The sequence below is a fragment of the Bacteroidia bacterium genome (assembly GCA_041391665.1).
In the GTDB taxonomy this organism is placed as follows: domain Bacteria; phylum Bacteroidota; class Bacteroidia; order J057; family J057; genus JAGQVA01.
Genome location: JAWKNO010000002.1, coordinates 879,946 through 900,062 on the forward strand (window position 1 = coordinate 879,946; position 20,117 = coordinate 900,062).

Genomic DNA, 20,117 nt, shown 5'->3' on the forward strand with positions numbered 1-20,117 from the left:
TTTGTGTTTATATAATAACTCTTTCGCGCACTTTTTGTGCGGGATTTCCCTGATAAATTCCATAAGGTTCCAGTTCCCGCGTTGCTACAGAGCCTACCGCGAGAATCGAGTGGGTACGGCATGTAACACCGGGACAAACTACTGATTTTGCACCGATCCACACTCCTTCTTCCAGGATGATTTCGTCGACCATGAGATCAAAGCCTGTCCGTGAATAATTGTGATTTCCTGTAAGCAACATTGCCCCCTGAGAGAGGCATACGTTGTCTTTGATGGTTATTTTTGCCAGATTATCGATCCAGACATTTTCTCCGATCCAGACATCATTACCCAGGTCCAGAAGCCAAGGATATTTGATATTGACCGAGGGTTTGATATTTACCCGCTGGCCGATCCTGGCACCAAACAACCGCAACAAAAACACCTTAAGAGAAGAAACGGGGTTGAACGGATTGAGAAAGAACGCCACATTGACAAAATACCAGAGGGTTCTGCGCAGGATTCCTGCACCCGGCTTGTACCAGTCATTGTTGAATGATCGCAAATTTACCTGTTTTCTTTCAGTCATATTGTTGAAAATAGGGCTAAATATTTCTCCTTTAAACGAGAGTTGCGAATATACTCTCCTGCGTAATTCCAACTGCTTTGGGCCCACTCATTGTAGGTTTCCTGCTCCATGTCCAGCGCAGCCTGAAGTGCCGATTCGTATTTCCGGGGATCTTCAAGCGAAATCACCCAACCGGCTTTTTGTGTTTCCAGATCGACCCAGGGGGTGCGGTCACTGATGACGACGGGCCTTCCCACCAGAAAACTTTCGAATATTGCATGGCCAAAATTTTCACCCTGGGTGGGCAATGTGTGGAAATGAGCCGCTTCCAGTGCCTGCGTTACCTCCTCTGGTTGTAATCCTCCCTCATAACTTACGACAATATTTTCAGGTAATTCCGAAATGACATTCATGCACTGATCCCAGTAGGATTCGTCCTCCATCGGCCCATAAATGCTAAGTTTTACCTTTCCCTGTAGGTTTTGCAAACGCTGAAGGAGCCATAAAAGGTTTTTGTACGGATGTACTCTGCCAAGGAAGGCGAGCTTCAGTTTGCCGGGTTGTTTGTTGATCGGACGCAGCGGCCCCTGATGCATTTGCGGCAGATTGGGGGCAATTCTGACATGGACATCCTGGCCAAAGCAGGCACGGATATTATAGGACTCTTCAAGATTGGTTGCATGAAAAGTTATCGTGCGGGGAATATTGGTCATGCGCATAATCTGAAGGTAAACCTGCTTTTTGAGCGGACTATATGACAGGGCAGCAGGTTTGAGCATACCTCTCGGAGCCAATACTACTTTTTCCAGCATTTTTTCCTTGCGCATGAGCCATAGCGGCCAAACGGTAAATGGAACGGAAAACATGCTGTTGAGATAAATATAGTCCGGGTTAATTTCCCGGATTAAGGCGTGCATTCCGCTCATTTGTAATCCCTCCCGTGAAAAATACCATACTTTCACCCGGTCCGAATAATCGGTCCACTCGTCTGAGGCCACATTCCGGTAAGGCTCATCTTCTCCCAGGTCCGTGTTGGTTGTCACCACAAAGATTTCGCATTCTTCCTGAAGCGCGAGCGCAAGATTCACGCATGACCGTATAGGGCCTCCCGCCCGGAAACCGGGGGCAAACCAGTCAATCATGATCATTATAGAGGTTCGTCCTTTCATTTTTTTAGTCTTGGATCAGAATACCGGCAAGCGTAGCTGCCCAGCTTTCCGGGGTAATCTGATGAGAAAGTTTTGCAGAACGGCTCCCCATTTCGCATAGTTCTTCATCGGAGTGTTGTATGATTTTTTGCAAGGCCTTTTGCAGCGATTGTTCATTTCCTCTGGCGAAAAGATACCCGTTGTACCCGTGCCGTACAAATGCGGTTATCGCTCCCGCTGCATCAGTTACTACCAGCGGTAGTCCCGCAGCTGCAAATTCGTGGATAGATACGCCCCAGGCATCCCGCAGGCTTGGGAAAATCAGACATCCCCCTTCGGCAGCCAATGCCGGAAGCTCCGAAGGTTGCACAAATCCCCGCATCTCGATGTGGTCGGAGGGTTGCATCTTTTCACCTTCAGGGCCTGTACCTATGAATATCAGCTTCCAGTCTTTCTTGTCTGCTATTTTTTGAAATGCGTGATACAGATTCAGGGTACCTTTCTCCGGCGAAAGTCTGCCCACATATAAAAACCGATGGGGATAATTTCGTGCTTTTTCTTCCCGCTGGCTTTCATACGCTGCGTAAAACCGCTGCTGTTCAGAGCAATACATACCCGTGAGGATTTTTTCTCTCGGATACCCCAGCCTTCGCGCATATTCATACTGAAACAATCCCGGCACCCAAAAATGCGTAAATACAGGGCGGATGAAAAAAGGGCTAAGCACAGTTGCCAAACGTTGTCTGCGGGTGCCAAACCACTGATTGTCCATCATACAAACGGTAGTTTTTCCCGCTTTCCGCAGTTTTTTTGCCACACGCATATAGCCTTTGTCGGCCCAGCCCGAAAGCGCTACAAGGTCTGGGTCAAATGCCTCACAGGTGGCCAACAGGGAAACGTCGTCAAATGCTGTCCGGTCTTTTACCGTGATCCCTGATCCATATTCAAATTTGAATGGTGCCTGCGCATTTACCGGCCAGCGGATAATCAGCACTTCTGCCCCATATTCCCGTACAAGCGCCTGTACCCCGGCGATGAAATAAGTGGCGATTTCGGTATATAAAAACAGTACTTTCATTTTCGGATACTTTTTTGAATGAGCGAATAGTTCATCAGTACAGCCAGTATAATCAGGTAGTGAACCGTAAAGGCATTGAGCGATGAGGTGAGCCAGGATTCAAAATTGGCAGAAATCAACACGGTAATGATTACCGGCATCTTAAATTTTTCGATTTTGATTTTGGTAAATATTCGGGTATAGAAAAAAGCGATACACAAAAATCCTATGATCCCGTTGTTCATAATAAAGGTTAGATAGGAATTGTGAATGCCGCCCTGGTGTTCGGTAGAGATCAGAAATCCTTTTTGAGCTTTAAAAAATATCTCTTCATAAGCAAACCCGCGTCCGATCCAGAGATTTTCCTGCATATGGCGCCAGCCAATTTCCCATGCGAGGTATCGGCCCGTTCCGGTGCTTAGTGATTCTACCCGGAGGTATTCGCCCAGGCCCATTGACTTGAGCAACGCTTCATAATCGAGCAAATTAAACAGCAGAAATCCTAGTGGCAGGAAAAATAGCCATAAACTCCATTTTCTTCCTTTGCCCGATTTGTAAAAGAAGTACAGAACCATAAATATGCCGATGGTTCCCAGGGAGGTTCGCGACTCACTGAGCAGGACCGAGAAGATAATCAACGCGGTCAGAAATCGTATAAATTTTTGTTCGTGTGGAAACAGACTCCGCCCGACCATCATCATCATAAAAATCATGGTGGAATAAATCCCCAGTCCGTTGGGATTTCCCATCAGCCCGCGATAGCGGTAGAGCAGGTAAGCGACATTGTTGTTGAGTACAATGAACACCAGCCCCACTACCAGAATCCACGCAGCCAGTTTCAGAATATCGAGATATAAAGCTCCTTTTGTGCGTTGGATGTGGTAGGGCAAATAGTGAAAAGCTACCAGCAAAATCAGGAAGTAGGATACCATTTTGGAAAGCGAGGTCCCTGTCTCAGGGCTCCGGAGGCCTCCGATGGTGGCTACGATAAAGAAAGGAATACTCGCCAGCATGACGCCTCTGAAGCGATATTTTTTTCTAAATAAATCGACAATCGTTTGGATGCCAATCAGCAGAATGGCGATAATCCTCAGGGTCTTGTCAAATTCCATGCTGGGCATCCGGCTGTCACCCATAGCCAGGATCAGCACGAGTGCAATGACGGCAGTTTCGTGTTTCCCCTTGATCAGCCAGAAGCTCATGACAAAAAACAGCAGCACATAACTCAGCGGCGCGAAGATATTGCCCAGTATAAAAAACACCGGAATCAGGAGGAATAACCCGCGATATTTGCTGATAAAACTATACAACAGACGAAGTTTTGTGTTGGGGAATCAGTTTTTGGTAAATGTCCATATATTGCTGAAAGGCTCTTTCAATCCCAAATTGTGCCCTGACAAACTCCTGGGCAGCCTGTGCCAAACGAGCATAACCGTCCGGGTCATGGTTGAGTGTAAGGATGGCTTTCGTAAACGCCTGTACATCGCCGGAAGCGCAGACAATACCGGTATGGTTGTGGCGGATGACTTCCGGCAGACCGCCCGCATCGCTGGCGACAACGGGCCGGCCAGCGGCACCCGCCTCGGCTGCGACGAGGCCAAATCCTTCCCAGCGGGAAGGCATGAGCACGATATGTGCGCGTTCAAACTCTGCGTAAATATCGCTTTGGTATCCTCTGAAATCTACTTTCCCTTCAACCTGTAACGTGGCCGCCAACTCGCGAATCCGGGTTTCGTCCTGTCCTTTACCCGTAATCACCAGCTGGGCATCGGGTATGTCTGCCAATAGGTTCCTGAAAATCTGAAGACCCAGATCAATTCCCTTCTTTTCCATGTCCAGCCGTGTCAGCATCAGAATGCGAAAGGGCTTTCGGGAAAGGTCTGCAGGGCGGGGCATATTTTCCGGGAACCGGATAAAATTGTAAACCAGGGGCGCTTTCTCTGGGTTTATTTTTAGAATATTTTCCACATCTGCCTTTACCGAGCGACTGATACACGCAGAAACGGAGGCTACCGATTGGGCATACCTTTTTTCAATGGCTGTCTGAAACCGCGACTTCAGGTCTTTTTTATACCACCAGGGGCAGTTGTCATGCTGGGTATGTACCACCGGACATGGGAGTTTTCCCGCAGCGCGAAACAGCAAAATCGTAGGGATAAACAAGTGAGAATGAATAATATCCGGCTGAAAGGCACGTATTTTCTCCATTAACTCTTGCCTGATCCCGGAAAGAAAAAGCATTCGCCGGACGCCAAATCCTCCGGAATAATTGAGCGAATCAAAACGAATCCCTGATGCCTGAAGCCGTGTTTCATATTCGTTTCCCGGCAAAATGGTCAGTATGCCGGCCTGGTGGCCGCGTGCAACTGCTGCTTCGGCCAGCCCCGCCGCAATATTTTCGGCACCGCCTGCATTCATTTCTGCTATCAGATGGAGAATTTTCATATGGCTGACTGGTAAACGGAACTTAACTGACGAATATGTATTTCCGGGACAAATTTTTCCACTGCGGTTTGACGCGCCGCGAGGGCAAATTCTCTGTGTAGCTCGGGTGAATCAATGAGTTTTTGCACACTGTTTTGCATAGCTGCGGTGTCTCCTGTGGGCACACAAAAGCCGGTAACTCCGTCGTTGAGCCAGGAGTTAACGCCTCCGGTGTCAAATCCGACCACGGGTTTTCCATACATCATGGCCTCAATTCCCACAATCCCAAATGCCTCAGGGTAAATGGATGGGAAAATGACTGCATAACAATTGGTGAGAAACGCTTCCACCTGTCTACGGTTTTGCCACCCGTGAAAAACCACACGTTCTGCTACTTTTGCTGTCTTCAGTTGTTCAATTTCCTGCTGGAGTTTAGGGTAATATTCTCCGTCTCCGACCATATCGAGATATAAATCGGGGTACTGCTCCAGCAGGGGCCGAAGGGCTTGAAGCATCAGGTGAATGCCTTTGTGGCTGATAAATCGCCCCATAAATAGCAGTCGTTTTGGGCCGGAATAATCAGTTGGCGCCATCCTGTCCCGGTAAAGGGTGAAGTAGGGGATAATCCCGACTTTTTCCTCTGCGATTCCTGCTTTTATACATTCGTCTTTCATATAGCGGGACATCACGACGATTTTCTGATAGGCAGGTGCCGCAGTGTTCAATTCAAACCAGGTATTTTCCATGGCATGTTTCAGCCTAACCGGGTGGCGGTTGGAGCAACCCTGGGTGTAGGTGTGCCACAAACAGTGAATACCAAAAGGCTGGTTGCATACTTTTTCGGAAAACCTCCAGAATTTCCCCTGACCCGGACAAAACATTCTGGGCTCGTGTAATGAGCGCACTACGGGCCGGATCGCAAAACAAAGACTGATCAAATCCGGGTCAGAAATACTGTGGATGTTGATCAGATCGATATTTTCCCTGTCTGCCCACTGCCGCAAAAAATCTCCTGTTGCTGCGAGATCCCCCAGGGCAGATACTTTTTCTGAGGGGTAAATCTGCATCGAATACGTTTGTTCATTTTTCGAAATCCCCATCCAAACGCTTTCAGCTCCGGTAGCAGGAAGTAATTGCTGTAGCTGCTCTACATACACTTCCACTCCTCCGAGAATGGCGGTTTTATCGTTTAGGTGCAGAATTTTCACTTTCGAAGCGATTGGATAATTTGTGTTTTGTGTTCAAAAATTTTCTCCCAGGTGTGTTTTTCCCGGATACTTGCGTAGAGGGCTTCCCCATAGGTATTCACCTTTTCAGGGTTTTCAACTACATTATCTATTTTTTTTGCCAGATCCTGTGCGTTGTCTGTATCAAAATATAGAATCTCCGATTCGTCAAACCACTGTCTGAGATTATAAAGCCGGGGAGCGAGAACCAACAGTTTTGCCGCGCCATATTCAAACAGTTTCATAAAGGATGGATATTCAAACCCGCCGGGTATGACGCCGATATCCATGGTTTTGAGCAATTCGGCTAGCTGATCCCGATCCAGAAATCCGTGGGTAGTGATGGCGAATTTTTCGGCAAATTCCTTTACCACGGAGTCGAATTTCTTCCCTACCAGATGCAAATGGATGCGGTTTTTGTGTTGTACCTTCGCCAGTGCTGCCGTCAGGACATCCATCCGGTGATGAGGCATGAGTGTGCCGATAAAACATACATGAATAATATCTCCGGCATGGCGGTTGACTGCGGCAAACTGGTCCGCAAATGAAGCTTCAATTCCGTTTTCAATATTCTCCCAGTTTTTTTTCTTCATCTTCAACACATCTCCCCAGCTTCCTACAAAAAAGGTATAATCACTTTTTTTATATGCCCATTTCTCCAGCAGCTTCATTACTGGTCTGAGCAATGACTGATACTGTGTTTGCGCTACGAGATATTGAATGCCATTTGCCTCATAGATATGCCTGATTTTCAATAGTCTGGCAGCAATCAGGGCGTTAAAATTGAGATAGGCAGCTCTTTCATAAATGACCTCAGGCTTTTCGCTTTTTAGTTTTTTGTACCAATAGATGAAATTGCGGTGATGACGAAAGAGTATGTAAATATCCTTTAATGTACCCCAGACAAATGACTGTTTTAGCGCGGAAACCTGAAGGGCTTCAGAAGGTGTGGCACCCGAATTCTGAACGATTTCCGGTGTCGCACATAAAGGCAAAAAAGTAACTGAGAAATGCCGGCTGAGCATTTCCCTTCCTGCCTCTATATGGCGGAAAGCACCTGTGCCCGGAATCAGACAGGCAGGTTCGGAAACGACATATACCAGTTTCTCAGTCATCGTGCAATTATTTTTTTGTCAGAATCGTCGTGCCTTTTTCGGTGTTGATAAATTCGGAAGAGAAGTGATAGTTCTCCGCCCACCTTCTGACGATTTCTGTTTCGTCGGGTCTCGCTGCATCATCGAGAATGATCAGGCCACCGGGTTTTATGCGGTCAAACAGCAAAGGCAAAGCGGGATAACGGGCCAGTAGTTGTATGTGGAATGGCGGTCCGTCTACAATCAGCATATCGATTTCTCCTTCCGGCAATTGGCTGAGTTCGTACCATTTCCAGGTTTTGCCGTTGAGGGAATACTCTTTCATCGGTGCGTGAATCACCTGAGAAAGCGCACCGGGATCAAGGCGCTCCCGACAAAGTCCACCGTAATACTCGGAGTCTTCCAGCGCGAAGTGGCGGGTTTCGGGGCTGTGTTCGGCCAGGAGATGGGAAAGAAAAATGGTTGACAATCCGCAGCTGGCTTCGACGATCAGTTTTGGTTTGGCTTCCATTGTTTTTTCAGCCAGAACACGCAGAAAATCAGGCGAAGCGGCATAGTCCCGCATCCGGGGAAGGTTGGTGTAACGTTTGTCAGGAAGTACGGAGCGAAGGTAAAACAGGGCTTCGACCTGCTCGTACAACCGGGTGTTGTGGTCGGGCAATTCCAAAAGCCTTAAAACCAGGAATATAAGCAGGGTCAGTAACAACACCACGGCCGACCCGAGGATATAAGGATATACATTCAGACTGGTCAGAGATTCTACCAGGGCGATAACCACAGATAAGCCGGATACTATCAGAACCGTCCAGGCTACCTGTCGTTTTCGGTTTGAGAAAATTTCCATTAACTGCTTCATATTCAGGCATGTTTGGGGTTGGTGTGTATGCTTGTGGGTAAATATAGATCTGCCATAAGGCTGGCGACTTCTTTTCCGACTTTACCGACTTTGCCGGCGCACATTCTTTCGAGAATGAGCTTTCTTTCTTCCTGGTGCAATTGCGGGTTTTCCAGATAGGCCTGGATGCCAGCGGTTAGCTCTTCCGGGGAATTGGCGATGATGTTGCCGCCACAGTTTGCCAAAGGCACATAATGTGTGCGCTTCGAAATCCTGCTTACACTCTGATTATAGGGTTTTTCTCCGTCGCCGTCAAAACTAATCGTAACACTTGGCACATCATAGATAGCGCCGTCGATCGTGGTCGTGGAGGGATAATTGATCAGTACATCGCTGTATTGCACCAACTGACAGAAATGGCGATGGTTGATCATCCATGCGTCAAGACTAAAGTCGGGTGGATTTGCCGGCCAGCGGTCAATCAGTATGCGGTTTTCAAATGGTTTGAGTTTGTCAAACTGCCCTTCACTACGTGGACCGGGCTGAATGCGAACGATGAATAACGTGTTTTCCCCAAATTTTCCATCCTCAATTGCTGCCAGAATGGTTTTTACATCCTCCAGATACCCTGGACTCAGATCCGGGTAATTGAGCATAAATGTGATGACTTTTTTCCCATGAATCTGCTCCCGGTACAGAAAACTTTCAGGCTCCGGCTCTTCAAGAAAACGGATATGGTAGTCAAAAACCAGCCCGCCAATGACATCAATGATGGTTTCCGGGATGTGGTCGTAGTATGTGAGCAGTTCCTCCCGCATGATATCATTCCAGACAAGATATCGGTGAAAATGGTAAAGAATCACCCCTTTAGCAGAAAGGTTATCCCAGCTTCTGATCCAGGCGACCATTGGGAAAGGCGTCTTTTCTGCTGCGGCAATCACATGCTGGTGGGTAGGTGCAAAAATATCAAATATCAAAATGGTGGCCGGGCTGATTTCCGCAAGCAGTTTTACGCTTTCGGAAGTATCGAGGCTTGTTTTATAGGCCTTTAGCAGCAGGTTAAAGAAAGGAGAAAACTGGAAGAACAAAATGCTCAACAGATATTTTGAATAGTATTTTAGCGGGGAACGATGCCGCTCTGCTTCCATTTCTGTCTGGATGGTGTGAATATTCCCCTTCCGGGCGATGCGCTGTTTCCCAAACCAGTGTACCCACGCGAGGAGCCAGGGGTTGAGCCATGCGAAAAACTTCCCGGGCTTTTGTTCGGGCGTATTATACAGCCCAAATCCGTTTTCCTCACAATAGGTGCGGAGATTGGGTTTGTCTGCCGCCGCACACATGATATCCACCTGAAAATCAACGGAAAGCCGGTTGAGCAGACCTGTGAAAATCACGTCGCGGAGCGAGACGACATTTGGCAAAATGAGTAATATGGAGCGTTTCCGTTTCATGCCTTTTCTATTATTGGGTATGCCCGAAGTCTTTGTTCGCGGTTATTAAGGAAATCTTCTACCAGCCCGTTTTCAAAGTTCTGGTACAATTGTTCGATGGCCGCTGTCGTAAGGTCTTTTCTCCGGTACACTTTTCCTCCTGAAAGATTTTGTTTTTGCGCTTGCATGAGTCCGGCGTGATACGCCTCCACAATCGCCGGAATCTGCGCGACTGCGGCTGCTATGGTTTTGTTGCCGATATCATGGGGATTGTCTCCGGCGGAGATTTGAGGTCTTACCTGGTATAAAATATCTCCTGCATCCACCTTGAGGGTCGCGAGGTGAATGGTTCCTCCCACGCATTCCGGTTCGCCGTTTACCAGCGGCCAGAAATTGGTACCTGCACCGCGATAATACGGCGATAGCCCGAGGTGGAGGTTGATGATTTTTCCATCATAATGGCTTAACAATGGCGGTTTAATTATGCTGCATCCAAATAGAAGAATATAGTCGGGCTGACAGTGTTTCACCCATTGAAATGTTTCTTCCGAATTGGAATGGCCCGTTTCTACTTCCATGACCGGACAGTCAGGGAGGAGGATTTTATCTGCAAAATGATATTGTTCCGAAACCTCACGGTTTTGGAAATGGCGGGCTGCGATATCAAGTTCCTGTGGTTTATCCTCAAACTTCTTTGCCTGATTGATTTTTTTCTCAAAAACGATCCCAACGACATTCAGTTTTTCGGCAATTCTGGATACGTAATACTGATGGCGCAATTCGTTACCGGTGATGATGACAACTTTCTGCATGGTTAATTGAGATTCCAGGATTTGGTTTTGAGTTTTTCAAACATTTCTTCCGGCTGGAAGGGATACGATTTTCCCAACGGCACATCGTTGGTGTCAAACCGGGAAAGGTAAAAGGGGTCGCCGATCTGGTGATTGATGGCGCGTTCCATGGTGAAGGCAAACTGAAAATGGTTTTGCCTGAGGGTGTTTTTTACATTCTGGCAGGCCTCCGCCGATCCATAGGGGTAGCTGAAGCTGTAGACTGGTTTTCCTGCGGCTTGTTCGAGTATGGTTTTTGAAAGAGAAATATCCTTTTGCAGGGCATTTTTTCCCAGAAGACCTACCGGCAGATGTTCGTAACTATGGCAGCCCAGATATCCCTTTTCTGCAACCTCGCGTATTTCTGCGGCATCCATATATAGATTTTGGTGAATCGCAGCTTCTGCCTCTCCAAAATACTGGCGAAATAAATCATCCATCAAAATCTCTCTTTCCCGAAAATCGAGTACAAAGTTGAGCAGGTACTTTATGCGGGCATTGTCTTCACTGTCGTATCGATAAGTGAGTGTTGCCTGACTTTCCAGCTTTTGGGTATCAACGGCAATCTGCTGTTTTTCAATAGCTTCGACAATTTTTTGCGTCAATTCTTCCGGTGCGACCTGCGACCGGAGGAGATGGATTTTGTGCACATTCAACACGCGGGGCTCTACCAGCGGGCGTGCATTGGCATAAAAAACCACCGGTATGCCCAAACGTTCCAAAATAGGCAGCGCCCGGGTGTATTGTTCTTTCAGCCCGTCGTCAAAAGTAATAAGAACAGACTTTTCAGGAAGTGATTTGCCGTGTACCAGGTGGTTGAGAATATCTTCCTGTCCGACAAACTCCCCCTGTTGGCCCAGCGTGCGGAGCTGGTTTTCAAATTCTTCCGGCGTCTGCCCAAATATGGCGGGAAAAGGCGCCTCGAAGCTGTCCCGGATATAGTGATAATTGATGGCGATAAGCATGGATCAGTTGTTAATGTGTTGCTGCCGGATGATTTGTTCCGCGTATTCCCAGTCTTTTTCTGTGTCAATGCTGAGCGAATCTTCGGGATTTACCAGAAGCGGCACACATGTTTTTCCATAAATCGTTTTATCCCGCAACAGCACCTCGGTACGGGTGAGATATACCGTCCCTTCTCTGCGGTAGGCTTTGGGTACATCCTGCCTGCGTTTGATCAGCGCTCCTTCCGGGAGGAAAAAATCCATAAACCCGTCCGCTGTAATGCGCATGACATAATGCGGGCTAAGTTCGGGTGGAACCTGCACAACCCCACAGACTGCGTCATGGTTTCCCAGCAGTTGTACTGCCTGATCGATATAGTGAGATTTCCGAAAGGGAGAAGTCGGTTGCAGGATCATGACTGCATCCGGAAAATAGTTGTCTTTTCCCAGAAATTGGACCATATCGATAATTACATCTACCATCGCAGAAGTATCGGACGCGAGGTGTTCGGGTCGAATATAGGGAACTTCGAGCCCGATCTCCCGCCCGTGGGCGGCGATTTCCTCGTCATCAGTTGACAATACAATCCGGTCGAGCGACAGGCTTTCCCGGGCAGTTTCAAAGGTTCGTTGAATGAGCGATTTGCCAGCCAGGGGGCGGATATTTTTGCGAGGTACTCCTTTGGAGCCACCTCGCGCCGGGATAATACCGAGTACGCTTATTTTTGTTTTTTCCATTGGGTACCTTGTACAAACCTGATCTCGCGAAGATATTCTCTTACAGAATCAGCAGTTGGCAATGCGTGGGGATTGGGGACTGAAGGGCGGCAGATATAGAAAATATGCAACAGGTCTTCGCTCACTACTTTTCCGACAGGTTGAAAGCCGGTTCGCGCCAGCAAAGCTTCTGTGCTTTCTTCGGTGAAATAATAAGGGTGATCGATTTTTGTTCCTTCATTGATCGACCAGTTGCGCAGATAGGCATGGCGAAAATCCACAATGTCCACAACCATCAGCCCGTCGGGAGCAATCACCGAGCGGAGTTTGTTGAAAGTGCCTGAAACATCCAGCAGGTGGTCAATGGTCTGGAAAATACCGATGACGTCGTATTTTTTTCCCTTGGGGTCCCAGTCTTCAATAAAGGCGGTAATGGTTTCCATACCCAGTGCCTGTGCCTCTTCTATTTCGGCAGGCGCCGGATCAATCACGGTGGCCTTCAGGCCATAGGCCTGGCTGAGTCCGACAGAAACCACGCCAGTAGAACCGCCCACATCCAGCAGAGACTGATAGGATCCTTTTTCGAGCCAGGGGCGGAGGATTTCTGTAAGTTTGGCGGTGTAGTCCTTCTGATCCTCCTGTACGGTTTTGGAGTCAATCAGTCTTCCATGATAGGCACTTACCAGCGGTCGGTAAACCGAAATATAAAAATCAGTATAAGCCTCTGCGGTCATCCTGGGATTCAGAAATGTGAGGCCGCAGCAAGTGCATACATCTACCGATGCGGGGTATCCGTAGCGGTCTTTATGGGTAATGGTAAAAAGAGTTCCTTCCCCGCAAAGATTGCATTGGGAGAGGCGTACTTTTTCCTGTTGTTCGTAATTGTAAGCCAGGGAAGCGATGCGCTCTGCACGTGTGGTGGTGGTTTGGGTGATCGTATTCATCTGTTTGGGTTTATTAATAAGCCAGCACTTTCTCAATCGAAAAGGGCACTTTACTCAGTACTTCTGCAATTTGTTCTCCTGCACTGCCATCGCCATATATATCGTCCTGTGGTGTACCGTTGTGAGATATATGTTGCGAAATGGCTGCTTTTATATCCTCGCGGGAGTAGCCTACGTCGATGACATTCCGCCCGCGTTCGCGTCCGTTTTGACGGGAACCAATGTTCACGACGGGCACGCCCAGATAGGCGCATTCGCGTATGCCTACGCTACTGTTGCCGATCAGGCACTTGCTGTTTTTGAGCACTTTCAGGAAGTCATTGGGCTCCATATTTTTGAAAAAATGAACATTGGCCATTTTTCCTTTTTCCCGCCATGACCGGATACCGTTGGATGTACCGTCTGCCCCTGCGTCTACATTTGGCCAAAACAGCAAAGTGGGTAGGTTCAAATCCTGAATGGCGTGTAAGGTTTCTGTGATATGCGCCCGCGACTGGTTGTACTCTGTCGTTACCGGATGCTGCATGACCACCAGGTATCCGTTGGCCAGATCTACCTCTGTTCCCACTCCGCCATATCTTTCGTAGGGATTAAAGTCCAGCACCGGATTTTCGCGGATTTCTTTTGCGAGGTCTATGGATGGGCAGCCTGTGACAAAAACTGTTGACGGGTCTTCGCCCATTTTGATCACGCGCTCGGCAGCTTTTTGTGAGGCAACCAGATGAATATCAGCCAGTTTTGTAATGGCATGCCTGACCTTTTCGTCGATATTACCGGTAACTTCCCCGCCCTGTACATGTACCAGCGGGATATTCATATAGGAGGCTGCAATGGCGGTGGACATCGTCTCAAAGCGGTCTGCCACGGTGACAACGGCATCGGGCGCAAGCCGCTCAAACACGGTCGAAAGTTCGAGGATGCCCAGGCCGGTAGTTTTGGCCATAGCGGTGAGATTTTCTCCTTCCAGCACATTAAATACGCGGGCTTTGATCTCAAACCCGTCGCGTTCGATGTAGTTGACGGCGGTGCCGTAACGTTGGAGGAGGGCAGAAGCGGCGACTACAAGCTGTAGTTCTAATTCGGGGTGGTTCTGGATTGCCCGGAGGGCAGTTTTTATGCGGCTGTAGCTGGGCCGGGCCGTCACTACGACGCATATTTTTCGCTTAGTCATGCAAGTCTTCGTAGGTTAAAAAACTATATTGGTGAATATCTTTTTTGAGTTTCCGGTTGATCACGCTGCGGTATTCGCTGGCGTGGATGCCATAACCGGCGGGTTTTTTCCCTTCGAGGTCGTCGAAGGTGAGGATATGTCCGGCCGGCAGGTTTTTTCGCACTGCCAATGATTTTCCGAATATCTTTCTCAATTCCTCAAATGAGGTATGGTCGCTTTTATTGGCTGGCGCATTGCGGGCGGCTTCGATAAATCGAATGCCTTCCACCATCTGCCTGATCTCTTCCAATGTCAGGGATGCTTTGGTGTCAGGGCCAAACATTTCTTTATGAAATACGGCGTGAACCTCGATCATCGCCGCACCAAGTGTAACTGCTGCCAGTGCCGCATAGATTTTGCCGGAGTGATCAGACAATCCTACCGGAAGCCCGTACCGCTGCTGCATTTCGGGAATCACATTTAATCCTACCTGCTCAGGTGCGGTAGGGTAGGCGGTCGTACATTGAAAAATGCTTACCTCGTTGCCATAATCTGCTAAAAAAGCAATGGCCGCGTCCAGATCTGCATACGAACTCATACCGGAAGAAAGCAGAATCGGTTTTCCTGTGCGCGCCATTTTTTCCAGCATCAGGAAGTTGTTTACCTCGCCCGAAGCTACTTTAAAGCGTTTCATTCCCATTCGGTCGAGCATGTCCACCGCTTCAATGGAAAAAGGCGAACTCATAAACTCCAGCCCTACTGCTTCGCAGTGGTCTTTGATGCCGATCCACTGGTCTTCCGTAAAACTCATCCGGTCCCAATAGTCGAACCGGGTGTTGTCTTCATACGAAAATTTGACCCGAAAAGGCTCGTATTCGCTGCTTTCCGCCTGCGCGATATGGGTCTGAAACTTGATGGCATCGGCACCTGTGCGCGAAACTGCGTCAATATAGGAATGCAAAATACCGAGGCTGCCTTCGTGTGCCTGGGCGATTTCTATGATAATTTGGGTTTGTGGCATATTACAAATGGCTAACAATCAAATCTTTGTAAGAATGCATTTTGTTGATTTTTCCTTTATCAAGTTCAATGATACGGTCGCAGTATTTGAGGGTAGTAACCCTGTGAGCGATGATAAACATGGTAAGGTTTTCTGCCGAAAGTTGCTGGATCGCTTCTGTGATTTCGGTTTCTGTGTCCGAATCAAGGGCCGAGGTTGCTTCGTCAAATACCAGAATCTGTGCACCTGAATACAGCGCCCGGGCAATGCCGACGCGTTGCCGTTGGCCGCCGGAGAGTTGTGCGCCTCTTTCCCCGATACGGGTGTAAATGCCTTGTGGTAGCTTTTCCACCACTTCGGTCAGGCTGGCCTGACGCAGCACTTCGTAAATTCGTTTTTCATCTACCACGCTATGTCCAAAACAAATATTCTCCGCCAATGTGCCATCTATCAGAAATACTTCCTGCTGCACATATCCCAGCAATTGCCGCCACGCCTGAATATTGTCGCCTGTAAGCTCCGTATCGTCCACTTTGATTTCCCCGCCTGTCTCTTTTAAAAACCGAAGGAGTATATTGGCAAAGGTGGTTTTTCCCGAGCCTGATTTTCCGATAAGTCCAATGGCTTCGCCTTTATTTACCTGAAAAGATAATTCGTCGAGCACTTTTTCCTGGCGGCCTTTATAGGAAAAGGATAGATTTTTGAATTGTATTTCTCTTTCAAAAGTCATGGCAGGAGCAGTTTCTCTGAGCTGTGGTTGCAGCGATTTTACCTGCTCCATAATGCCGATGGTGTACTCGTTTCCTTTAATTTCCAGCAAGGCGACCAGCATCCGGTTCACGGAAGGCAGGATTCGGTAGGCCGCCAGCACCAGCAGGCCCAGCAGCAGCGTTAGGCTGCCTTTGTCTTCCATAAAAGTGAGCCCGTAAAGTACCAGTACCAAAATCCCTAATACCATTGTGGTCTCTATCACGCGCAGCGGTGTCTGATTGAGGACGTACAGCCAGGTCTGGATTTTTTTGGATTTTTCTACCTGTTTTTCGTATTGGTTGAAAAAATATTCTTCCCGATTGTTGATCTGCACGTCTACATAGCCAAATATGGATTCATACAGGCTTTTGGTGAGCTCGGCTTTCAGGGCGTGGAAATCCAACTGGAGTTTTTGCAGCCGGGTGCGCACGATCCGGTAAAAGAGGAGGAATGTCGGGAGAATGATGGCAATGATCAATAAAACAGATTGCGGACTATAAGCGAGCAATGCCCCGAGAATCAGGATGGTAACAACAATTTCATTCAAAAAATTGAGTACGGGCAACACCAGATTGCGGCCAAACCGCATCGTTACTTCATTGACATCCCGAACCAGTTCGTTGGAATTCTGATCCTTGAGAAAAAGAAATCCCTGCTGATAATAATATCGCTGAAGCTGACCGGAGAAATACTGATAGAGGGAGAACGAAAAATTCGCTTCAAAATATTTGATGCAAAGGTTGATGATATTCTTCGCAACAATCATGGAGATGATCACCGCACACAATGCAATCACAAACTGGGTTTTGTCATGAAACCCAAGTGTGTGGTACATAATCCGAAGGTATTCCCGATCTTCAATGGCATTTTCTTCCATGATGACGGAGAAAACCGGTAAAAGAGTCGCCAGACCAAAAATTTCAAGAAAAGAACTCAGGGTTTGGGAAAGCATTACCCATATGCTTTTTCGTCTGAAGTTGGCCGGAAAGGCTTTGTAAAGACGGGAAAGCGTGCGAATGAGAATATTTTGGCTCAGCAGTTTTTTCATCTGCGGGTTAGTTTGGGTTAGAGCGAATGGGTTAACGAATGATCAGTTTTTTTACCGTTTTTTTGCCATCGGCTGACTCAAACCGAAGCAGGTAAACGCCTGATGGATAAGGCGATATATCCATTCTCTGTTCGTTGGTTTTTCTGAGTGTTTTGCCTGTCAGGTCGGTCAGTGTGGCCTGCACAGTCTGTGGGATATCGCGATACCTGAAAAAAATCTCTTTATCGGCAGGATTGGGGAATACCTCAATAGCTGCGTTAAACAAATCTTTTTCCAGTCCCACATTGTATTCCAGCAGGGTGAAACATTTGCTGAAAGTATCCTGTCCGCAGGAATTCAGCAGGTCTGTCACAATCAATGTGGCACAGTATTCACCGGGTTCATTGTAGGTATGGACGGGATTGTTGGCTGTGCCTGTGGTTCCGTCTCCAAAGTTCCAGAAATAGGCACCAAAATCGGAAAGGTTGTTGAAGGTTACCGCAAAATTGGTTCCCGCAACGGTATCCGGTACAAAGAAAAATGCTTCTGGTACGGGTATGACAGATACCCCAATGGTATCAGCAGTTGCGCATCCGTTGGTATTGGTTACGGTAACGGAATATGTCCCGCTGGCAAAAACAGTCAGTGTGGGACTTGTCGCTCCTGTGCTCCATAGTACCTGAAAATTGGGGTTTCCCGCATCCAGTACCGCGCTCTCGCAAATGGTAAAATCACTACCCAGGTTGACGGTCGGGAAAACATCAAAACCTGTAACATTGATGGTGTCTGTGAGCAGGCAGCCGCCTGGTTCATCCACGACCACCCAGTATGTGCCGGGAGAAGAGATGTCAATGGTGGATGTGGTATCGCCTGTGCTCCAGTTGAATATTGCGCCTGTTCCGTAATTGGTTCTGAGGGTATTGCCGCAAAGAATACCGTCATCTTGTAGCCCTGCGTCAATCGGAATGACGACGACCGTCGTGTCATTGACCACACAGCCGGCACCATTGGAGACAATCACAGAGTAGGTGCCTGATTCGGTCACCGGGATGGTTGGCGTTGTTGCGCCGGTAGACCATAAATGGGTGAATCCCGAAACAGAAGTTGAAATCGTTGTGGCCTCACACGAGTAAATATAAGACGGCATATCGATCGGAATCTGTACATCTACTTTGATCGAGTCTCTCGGCGAAAAACACTTCAGGATATCGATTTCCCAGTTGTAAAAATAGTTGTAGAGATTGTTGGCGCCTGTGGCGTCTCCTTTGATTTTTACGACATCGGGAATCTGGATCGGGTAAAAAGCGGCACCACCTGTCTGGCGGGCCATCCCTGCACCACCGAAAATATTGGTTGCGATAATCTTGTAATTGTTGCCGGGGATAAAGGTATAGTTAACCGCCACTTTGCTTTCGGTAAAGGCAAAAGGAATCTGCCCCGAACTGCTGAAAAGCACCTGGTTGTTCGCGTCGCGAATCTGAAAGTTAAAACTACCCGGTGAGTTGGCGAAAGCGCCAAAACTTTTGAGTGTAAAAGGAGTCAGCACATCAAAAATCAGTCCCTGGTTCGCAAGTGAGACATAAGAGATATTGGCAGGCCCTGGTTGTGGCAGCCCTGTCCGGTAGTTTTTGGCAGTATTGGCTGCCGACACATAATAGGTTTTGTCATCGGGGATAAAAGATGAATATACATTCCCGATGAATATGGGCTGACTGCTCACCGGGTCGTCATACCACAAGAGGTGATCTGCACTTTTTTGTGCAGTCAGGCTGATATTTGCTGGCTCACATATCGTAGAATCTTTTGTGCTCAGGAGTTGGGGTACTGTCAGTACGTTGACACGAACTGAATCGGTCTCGCTACATGTGCCGGTTGAAACCACAACTTTTACGGTATCTGTATTAGATACAAATATGGTAGGGGTAGTTTCTCCCGTTGACCACAGATATGTTGCGCCAGGAAATGTCGCGTCCAGGGTAATTCCTCCCCCACAGAGGATCGTATCTGGTCCAAGTTCTATTTCGGGTGAAGGAAGAATGGTTGCTGTAAATGGCACACGGCTTGAAAAACATTGCGGGATATCTATTCGCCAGTCAAAGAAATAGTTATAAAGCGAAGTTCCTCCATTTTCATCTCCGGTGATGGACAACACACCCGGCAAGACCTTGGGAAATTGTGAATAACTGGTGAGCCGGGTAAGTCCTACCCCTCCGGGAAGGCTTGTAACCAGGATTTTATAATTATTGCCAGGATATAACACATGGTTGATCGCAATGGGCGTTTTTACACCTAGTACCGTCGTGCCCGTAGTGGAGAAGATGGTGTTATTTGCACTGTCTCTGATCTGAATGGTAATGGTTTTTGCCAGATCGCCGATGACTGATACACTTTTAAGCTGGAAGGTCGAAAGCACATTAAACCGTAGGCCACGGAGGGAGAGATAAGCATAGCCTGAATTTCCGACGGGATTCTCCTGTCCCGCCTTGACGTTTTGGGCGAGTTCTGCTGATTCGACATAATAGGTAGTCGAATTGCTAATGGTTGGGTTCAGGGTATTGCCGATAAAATAAGGCAGGGGGCTGTTTGTCTGCTGATACCAGAGGAGCCAGTCTCCGCTATGTTGTGGTGTAAAAGAATAGGTACCGCTGCCGCACAAAGAGGTGTCATTCATCAGGGGAGAACCGGGGGTGTTTAGAATGGTCATATTGATGCTGTCCCGTGTGGTGCCTGAGCCATCGGTTACATCTACCCAGTATATTCCCGAACTCGTCACATTGAGCGTCTGCGAAGTCGCGCCCGTACTCCATAAATAGGCGGCACCAGGATTTCCTGCGTCCAGCATATACGAATCACAGGCAATGACATCTGCGCCGAGATTGACCACAGGCGCCATGATGGCGGTGGTATGGTAATCGGCGGGTGGAGTTCCCAATAGGGAGAGCAGGGTAAGTGAAAAATGATACAGCAGGTTCATAGGTTGTCAGGAACAGTAAA

17 protein-coding genes are annotated in these 20,117 nt (G+C 48.0%); all 17 read right to left on the bottom strand.

Annotated elements, in window-relative coordinates; translation table 11 throughout:
- Positions 1-7: 7 nt before the first annotated feature.
- The 17 genes from R3D00_15265 to R3D00_15345 are packed head-to-tail and all read right to left on the bottom strand — an operon-like array spanning position 8 to position 20,097.
- Complete coding sequence (locus R3D00_15265) at positions 8-568, bottom strand: WcaF family extracellular polysaccharide biosynthesis acetyltransferase (protein ID MEZ4774543.1); 561 nt, start codon at positions 566-568, stop codon at positions 8-10.
- On the bottom strand, positions 565-1,716 hold the full coding sequence (locus R3D00_15270) for a glycosyltransferase (GenBank protein ID MEZ4774544.1): 1,152 nt from the start codon (positions 1,714-1,716) through the stop codon (positions 565-567). Before R3D00_15270 ends, R3D00_15265 begins: the two co-directional genes overlap by 4 nt.
- 4 nt (positions 1,717-1,720) lie before the next feature.
- Complete coding sequence (locus R3D00_15275; GenBank protein MEZ4774545.1) at positions 1,721-2,773, bottom strand: glycosyltransferase family 4 protein; 1,053 nt, start codon at positions 2,771-2,773, stop codon at positions 1,721-1,723.
- Positions 2,770-4,062: an O-antigen ligase family protein gene (locus tag R3D00_15280; protein ID MEZ4774546.1), complete on the bottom strand. Its 1,293-nt coding sequence runs from the start codon at positions 4,060-4,062 to the stop codon at positions 2,770-2,772. The genes R3D00_15275 and R3D00_15280 overlap by 4 nt, the downstream gene beginning before the upstream one ends.
- Positions 4,055-5,197, bottom strand: coding sequence for a glycosyltransferase family 4 protein (locus tag R3D00_15285; GenBank protein ID MEZ4774547.1), 1,143 nt, complete (start codon positions 5,195-5,197; stop codon positions 4,055-4,057). Before R3D00_15285 ends, R3D00_15280 begins: the two co-directional genes overlap by 8 nt.
- Positions 5,194-6,384: a glycosyltransferase family 4 protein gene (locus R3D00_15290; GenBank protein MEZ4774548.1), complete on the bottom strand. Its 1,191-nt coding sequence runs from the start codon at positions 6,382-6,384 to the stop codon at positions 5,194-5,196. Before R3D00_15290 ends, R3D00_15285 begins: the two co-directional genes overlap by 4 nt.
- On the bottom strand, positions 6,381-7,517 hold the full coding sequence (locus R3D00_15295) for a glycosyltransferase family 4 protein (GenBank protein MEZ4774549.1): 1,137 nt from the start codon (positions 7,515-7,517) through the stop codon (positions 6,381-6,383). Before R3D00_15295 ends, R3D00_15290 begins: the two co-directional genes overlap by 4 nt.
- 7 nt (positions 7,518-7,524) lie before the next feature.
- Positions 7,525-8,352: a class I SAM-dependent methyltransferase gene (locus R3D00_15300; protein MEZ4774550.1), complete on the bottom strand. Its 828-nt coding sequence runs from the start codon at positions 8,350-8,352 to the stop codon at positions 7,525-7,527.
- Between the two features lie 2 nt (positions 8,353-8,354).
- Positions 8,355-9,782, bottom strand: a complete 1,428-nt coding sequence (locus tag R3D00_15305) for a hypothetical protein (GenBank protein MEZ4774551.1) — start codon at positions 9,780-9,782, stop codon at positions 8,355-8,357.
- Complete coding sequence (locus tag R3D00_15310; GenBank protein MEZ4774552.1) at positions 9,779-10,573, bottom strand: formyl transferase; 795 nt, start codon at positions 10,571-10,573, stop codon at positions 9,779-9,781. The genes R3D00_15305 and R3D00_15310 overlap by 4 nt, the downstream gene beginning before the upstream one ends.
- A 2-nt stretch (positions 10,574-10,575) precedes the next feature.
- The gene (locus R3D00_15315; protein MEZ4774553.1) at positions 10,576-11,556 is read right to left on the bottom strand and encodes a polysaccharide deacetylase family protein; all 981 of its coding nucleotides are present in this window, start codon (positions 11,554-11,556) and stop codon (positions 10,576-10,578) included.
- A 3-nt stretch (positions 11,557-11,559) separates the two neighbouring features.
- Positions 11,560-12,273 (bottom strand): acylneuraminate cytidylyltransferase family protein, encoded by a 714-nt coding sequence (locus R3D00_15320; protein MEZ4774554.1) that lies wholly within the window; start codon positions 12,271-12,273, stop codon positions 11,560-11,562.
- Entirely contained in the window at positions 12,255-13,196 is a 942-nt protein-coding gene (locus R3D00_15325; protein MEZ4774555.1) for a class I SAM-dependent methyltransferase, read from the bottom strand. Before R3D00_15325 ends, R3D00_15320 begins: the two co-directional genes overlap by 19 nt.
- Before the next feature lie 13 nt (positions 13,197-13,209).
- Complete coding sequence (neuC, locus tag R3D00_15330) at positions 13,210-14,367, bottom strand: UDP-N-acetylglucosamine 2-epimerase (GenBank protein MEZ4774556.1); 1,158 nt, start codon at positions 14,365-14,367, stop codon at positions 13,210-13,212.
- Positions 14,360-15,367, bottom strand: coding sequence for an N-acetylneuraminate synthase family protein (locus tag R3D00_15335; GenBank protein ID MEZ4774557.1), 1,008 nt, complete (start codon positions 15,365-15,367; stop codon positions 14,360-14,362). The genes neuC and R3D00_15335 overlap by 8 nt, the downstream gene beginning before the upstream one ends.
- Before the next feature lies 1 nt (position 15,368).
- The gene (locus tag R3D00_15340) at positions 15,369-17,144 is read right to left on the bottom strand and encodes an ABC transporter ATP-binding protein (GenBank protein ID MEZ4774558.1); all 1,776 of its coding nucleotides are present in this window, start codon (positions 17,142-17,144) and stop codon (positions 15,369-15,371) included.
- A gap of 31 nt (positions 17,145-17,175) precedes the next feature.
- Positions 17,176-20,097: a T9SS type A sorting domain-containing protein gene (locus R3D00_15345; GenBank protein MEZ4774559.1), complete on the bottom strand. Its 2,922-nt coding sequence runs from the start codon at positions 20,095-20,097 to the stop codon at positions 17,176-17,178.
- Between the last annotated feature and the right edge of the window lie 20 nt (positions 20,098-20,117).

Bases quoted from the DNA above. Each gene is read 5' to 3' on its own strand.
- R3D00_15270 (MEZ4774544.1), bottom strand. From the start codon at position 1,716: ATGAAAGGACGAACCTCTATAATGATCATGATTGACTGGTTTGCCCCC.
- R3D00_15310 (MEZ4774552.1), bottom strand. From the start codon at position 10,573: ATGCAGAAAGTTGTCATCATCACCGGTAACGAATTGCGCCATCAGTAT.
- neuC (MEZ4774556.1), bottom strand. From the start codon at position 14,367: ATGACTAAGCGAAAAATATGCGTCGTAGTGACGGCCCGGCCCAGCTAC.
- R3D00_15340 (MEZ4774558.1), bottom strand. From the start codon at position 17,144: ATGAAAAAACTGCTGAGCCAAAATATTCTCATTCGCACGCTTTCCCGT.
- R3D00_15305 (MEZ4774551.1), bottom strand. From the start codon at position 9,782: ATGAAACGGAAACGCTCCATATTACTCATTTTGCCAAATGTCGTCTCG.
- R3D00_15265 (MEZ4774543.1), bottom strand. From the start codon at position 568: ATGACTGAAAGAAAACAGGTAAATTTGCGATCATTCAACAATGACTGG.
- R3D00_15295 (MEZ4774549.1), bottom strand. From the start codon at position 7,517: ATGACTGAGAAACTGGTATATGTCGTTTCCGAACCTGCCTGTCTGATT.
- R3D00_15300 (MEZ4774550.1), bottom strand. From the start codon at position 8,352: ATGAAGCAGTTAATGGAAATTTTCTCAAACCGAAAACGACAGGTAGCC.
- R3D00_15275 (MEZ4774545.1), bottom strand. From the start codon at position 2,773: ATGAAAGTACTGTTTTTATATACCGAAATCGCCACTTATTTCATCGCC.
- R3D00_15320 (MEZ4774554.1), bottom strand. From the start codon at position 12,273: ATGGAAAAAACAAAAATAAGCGTACTCGGTATTATCCCGGCGCGAGGT.
- R3D00_15345 (MEZ4774559.1), bottom strand. From the start codon at position 20,097: ATGAACCTGCTGTATCATTTTTCACTTACCCTGCTCTCCCTATTGGGA.
- R3D00_15285 (MEZ4774547.1), bottom strand. From the start codon at position 5,197: ATGAAAATTCTCCATCTGATAGCAGAAATGAATGCAGGCGGTGCCGAA.
- R3D00_15315 (MEZ4774553.1), bottom strand. From the start codon at position 11,556: ATGCTTATCGCCATCAATTATCACTATATCCGGGACAGCTTCGAGGCG.
- R3D00_15325 (MEZ4774555.1), bottom strand. From the start codon at position 13,196: ATGAATACGATCACCCAAACCACCACCACACGTGCAGAGCGCATCGCT.
- R3D00_15335 (MEZ4774557.1), bottom strand. From the start codon at position 15,367: ATGCCACAAACCCAAATTATCATAGAAATCGCCCAGGCACACGAAGGC.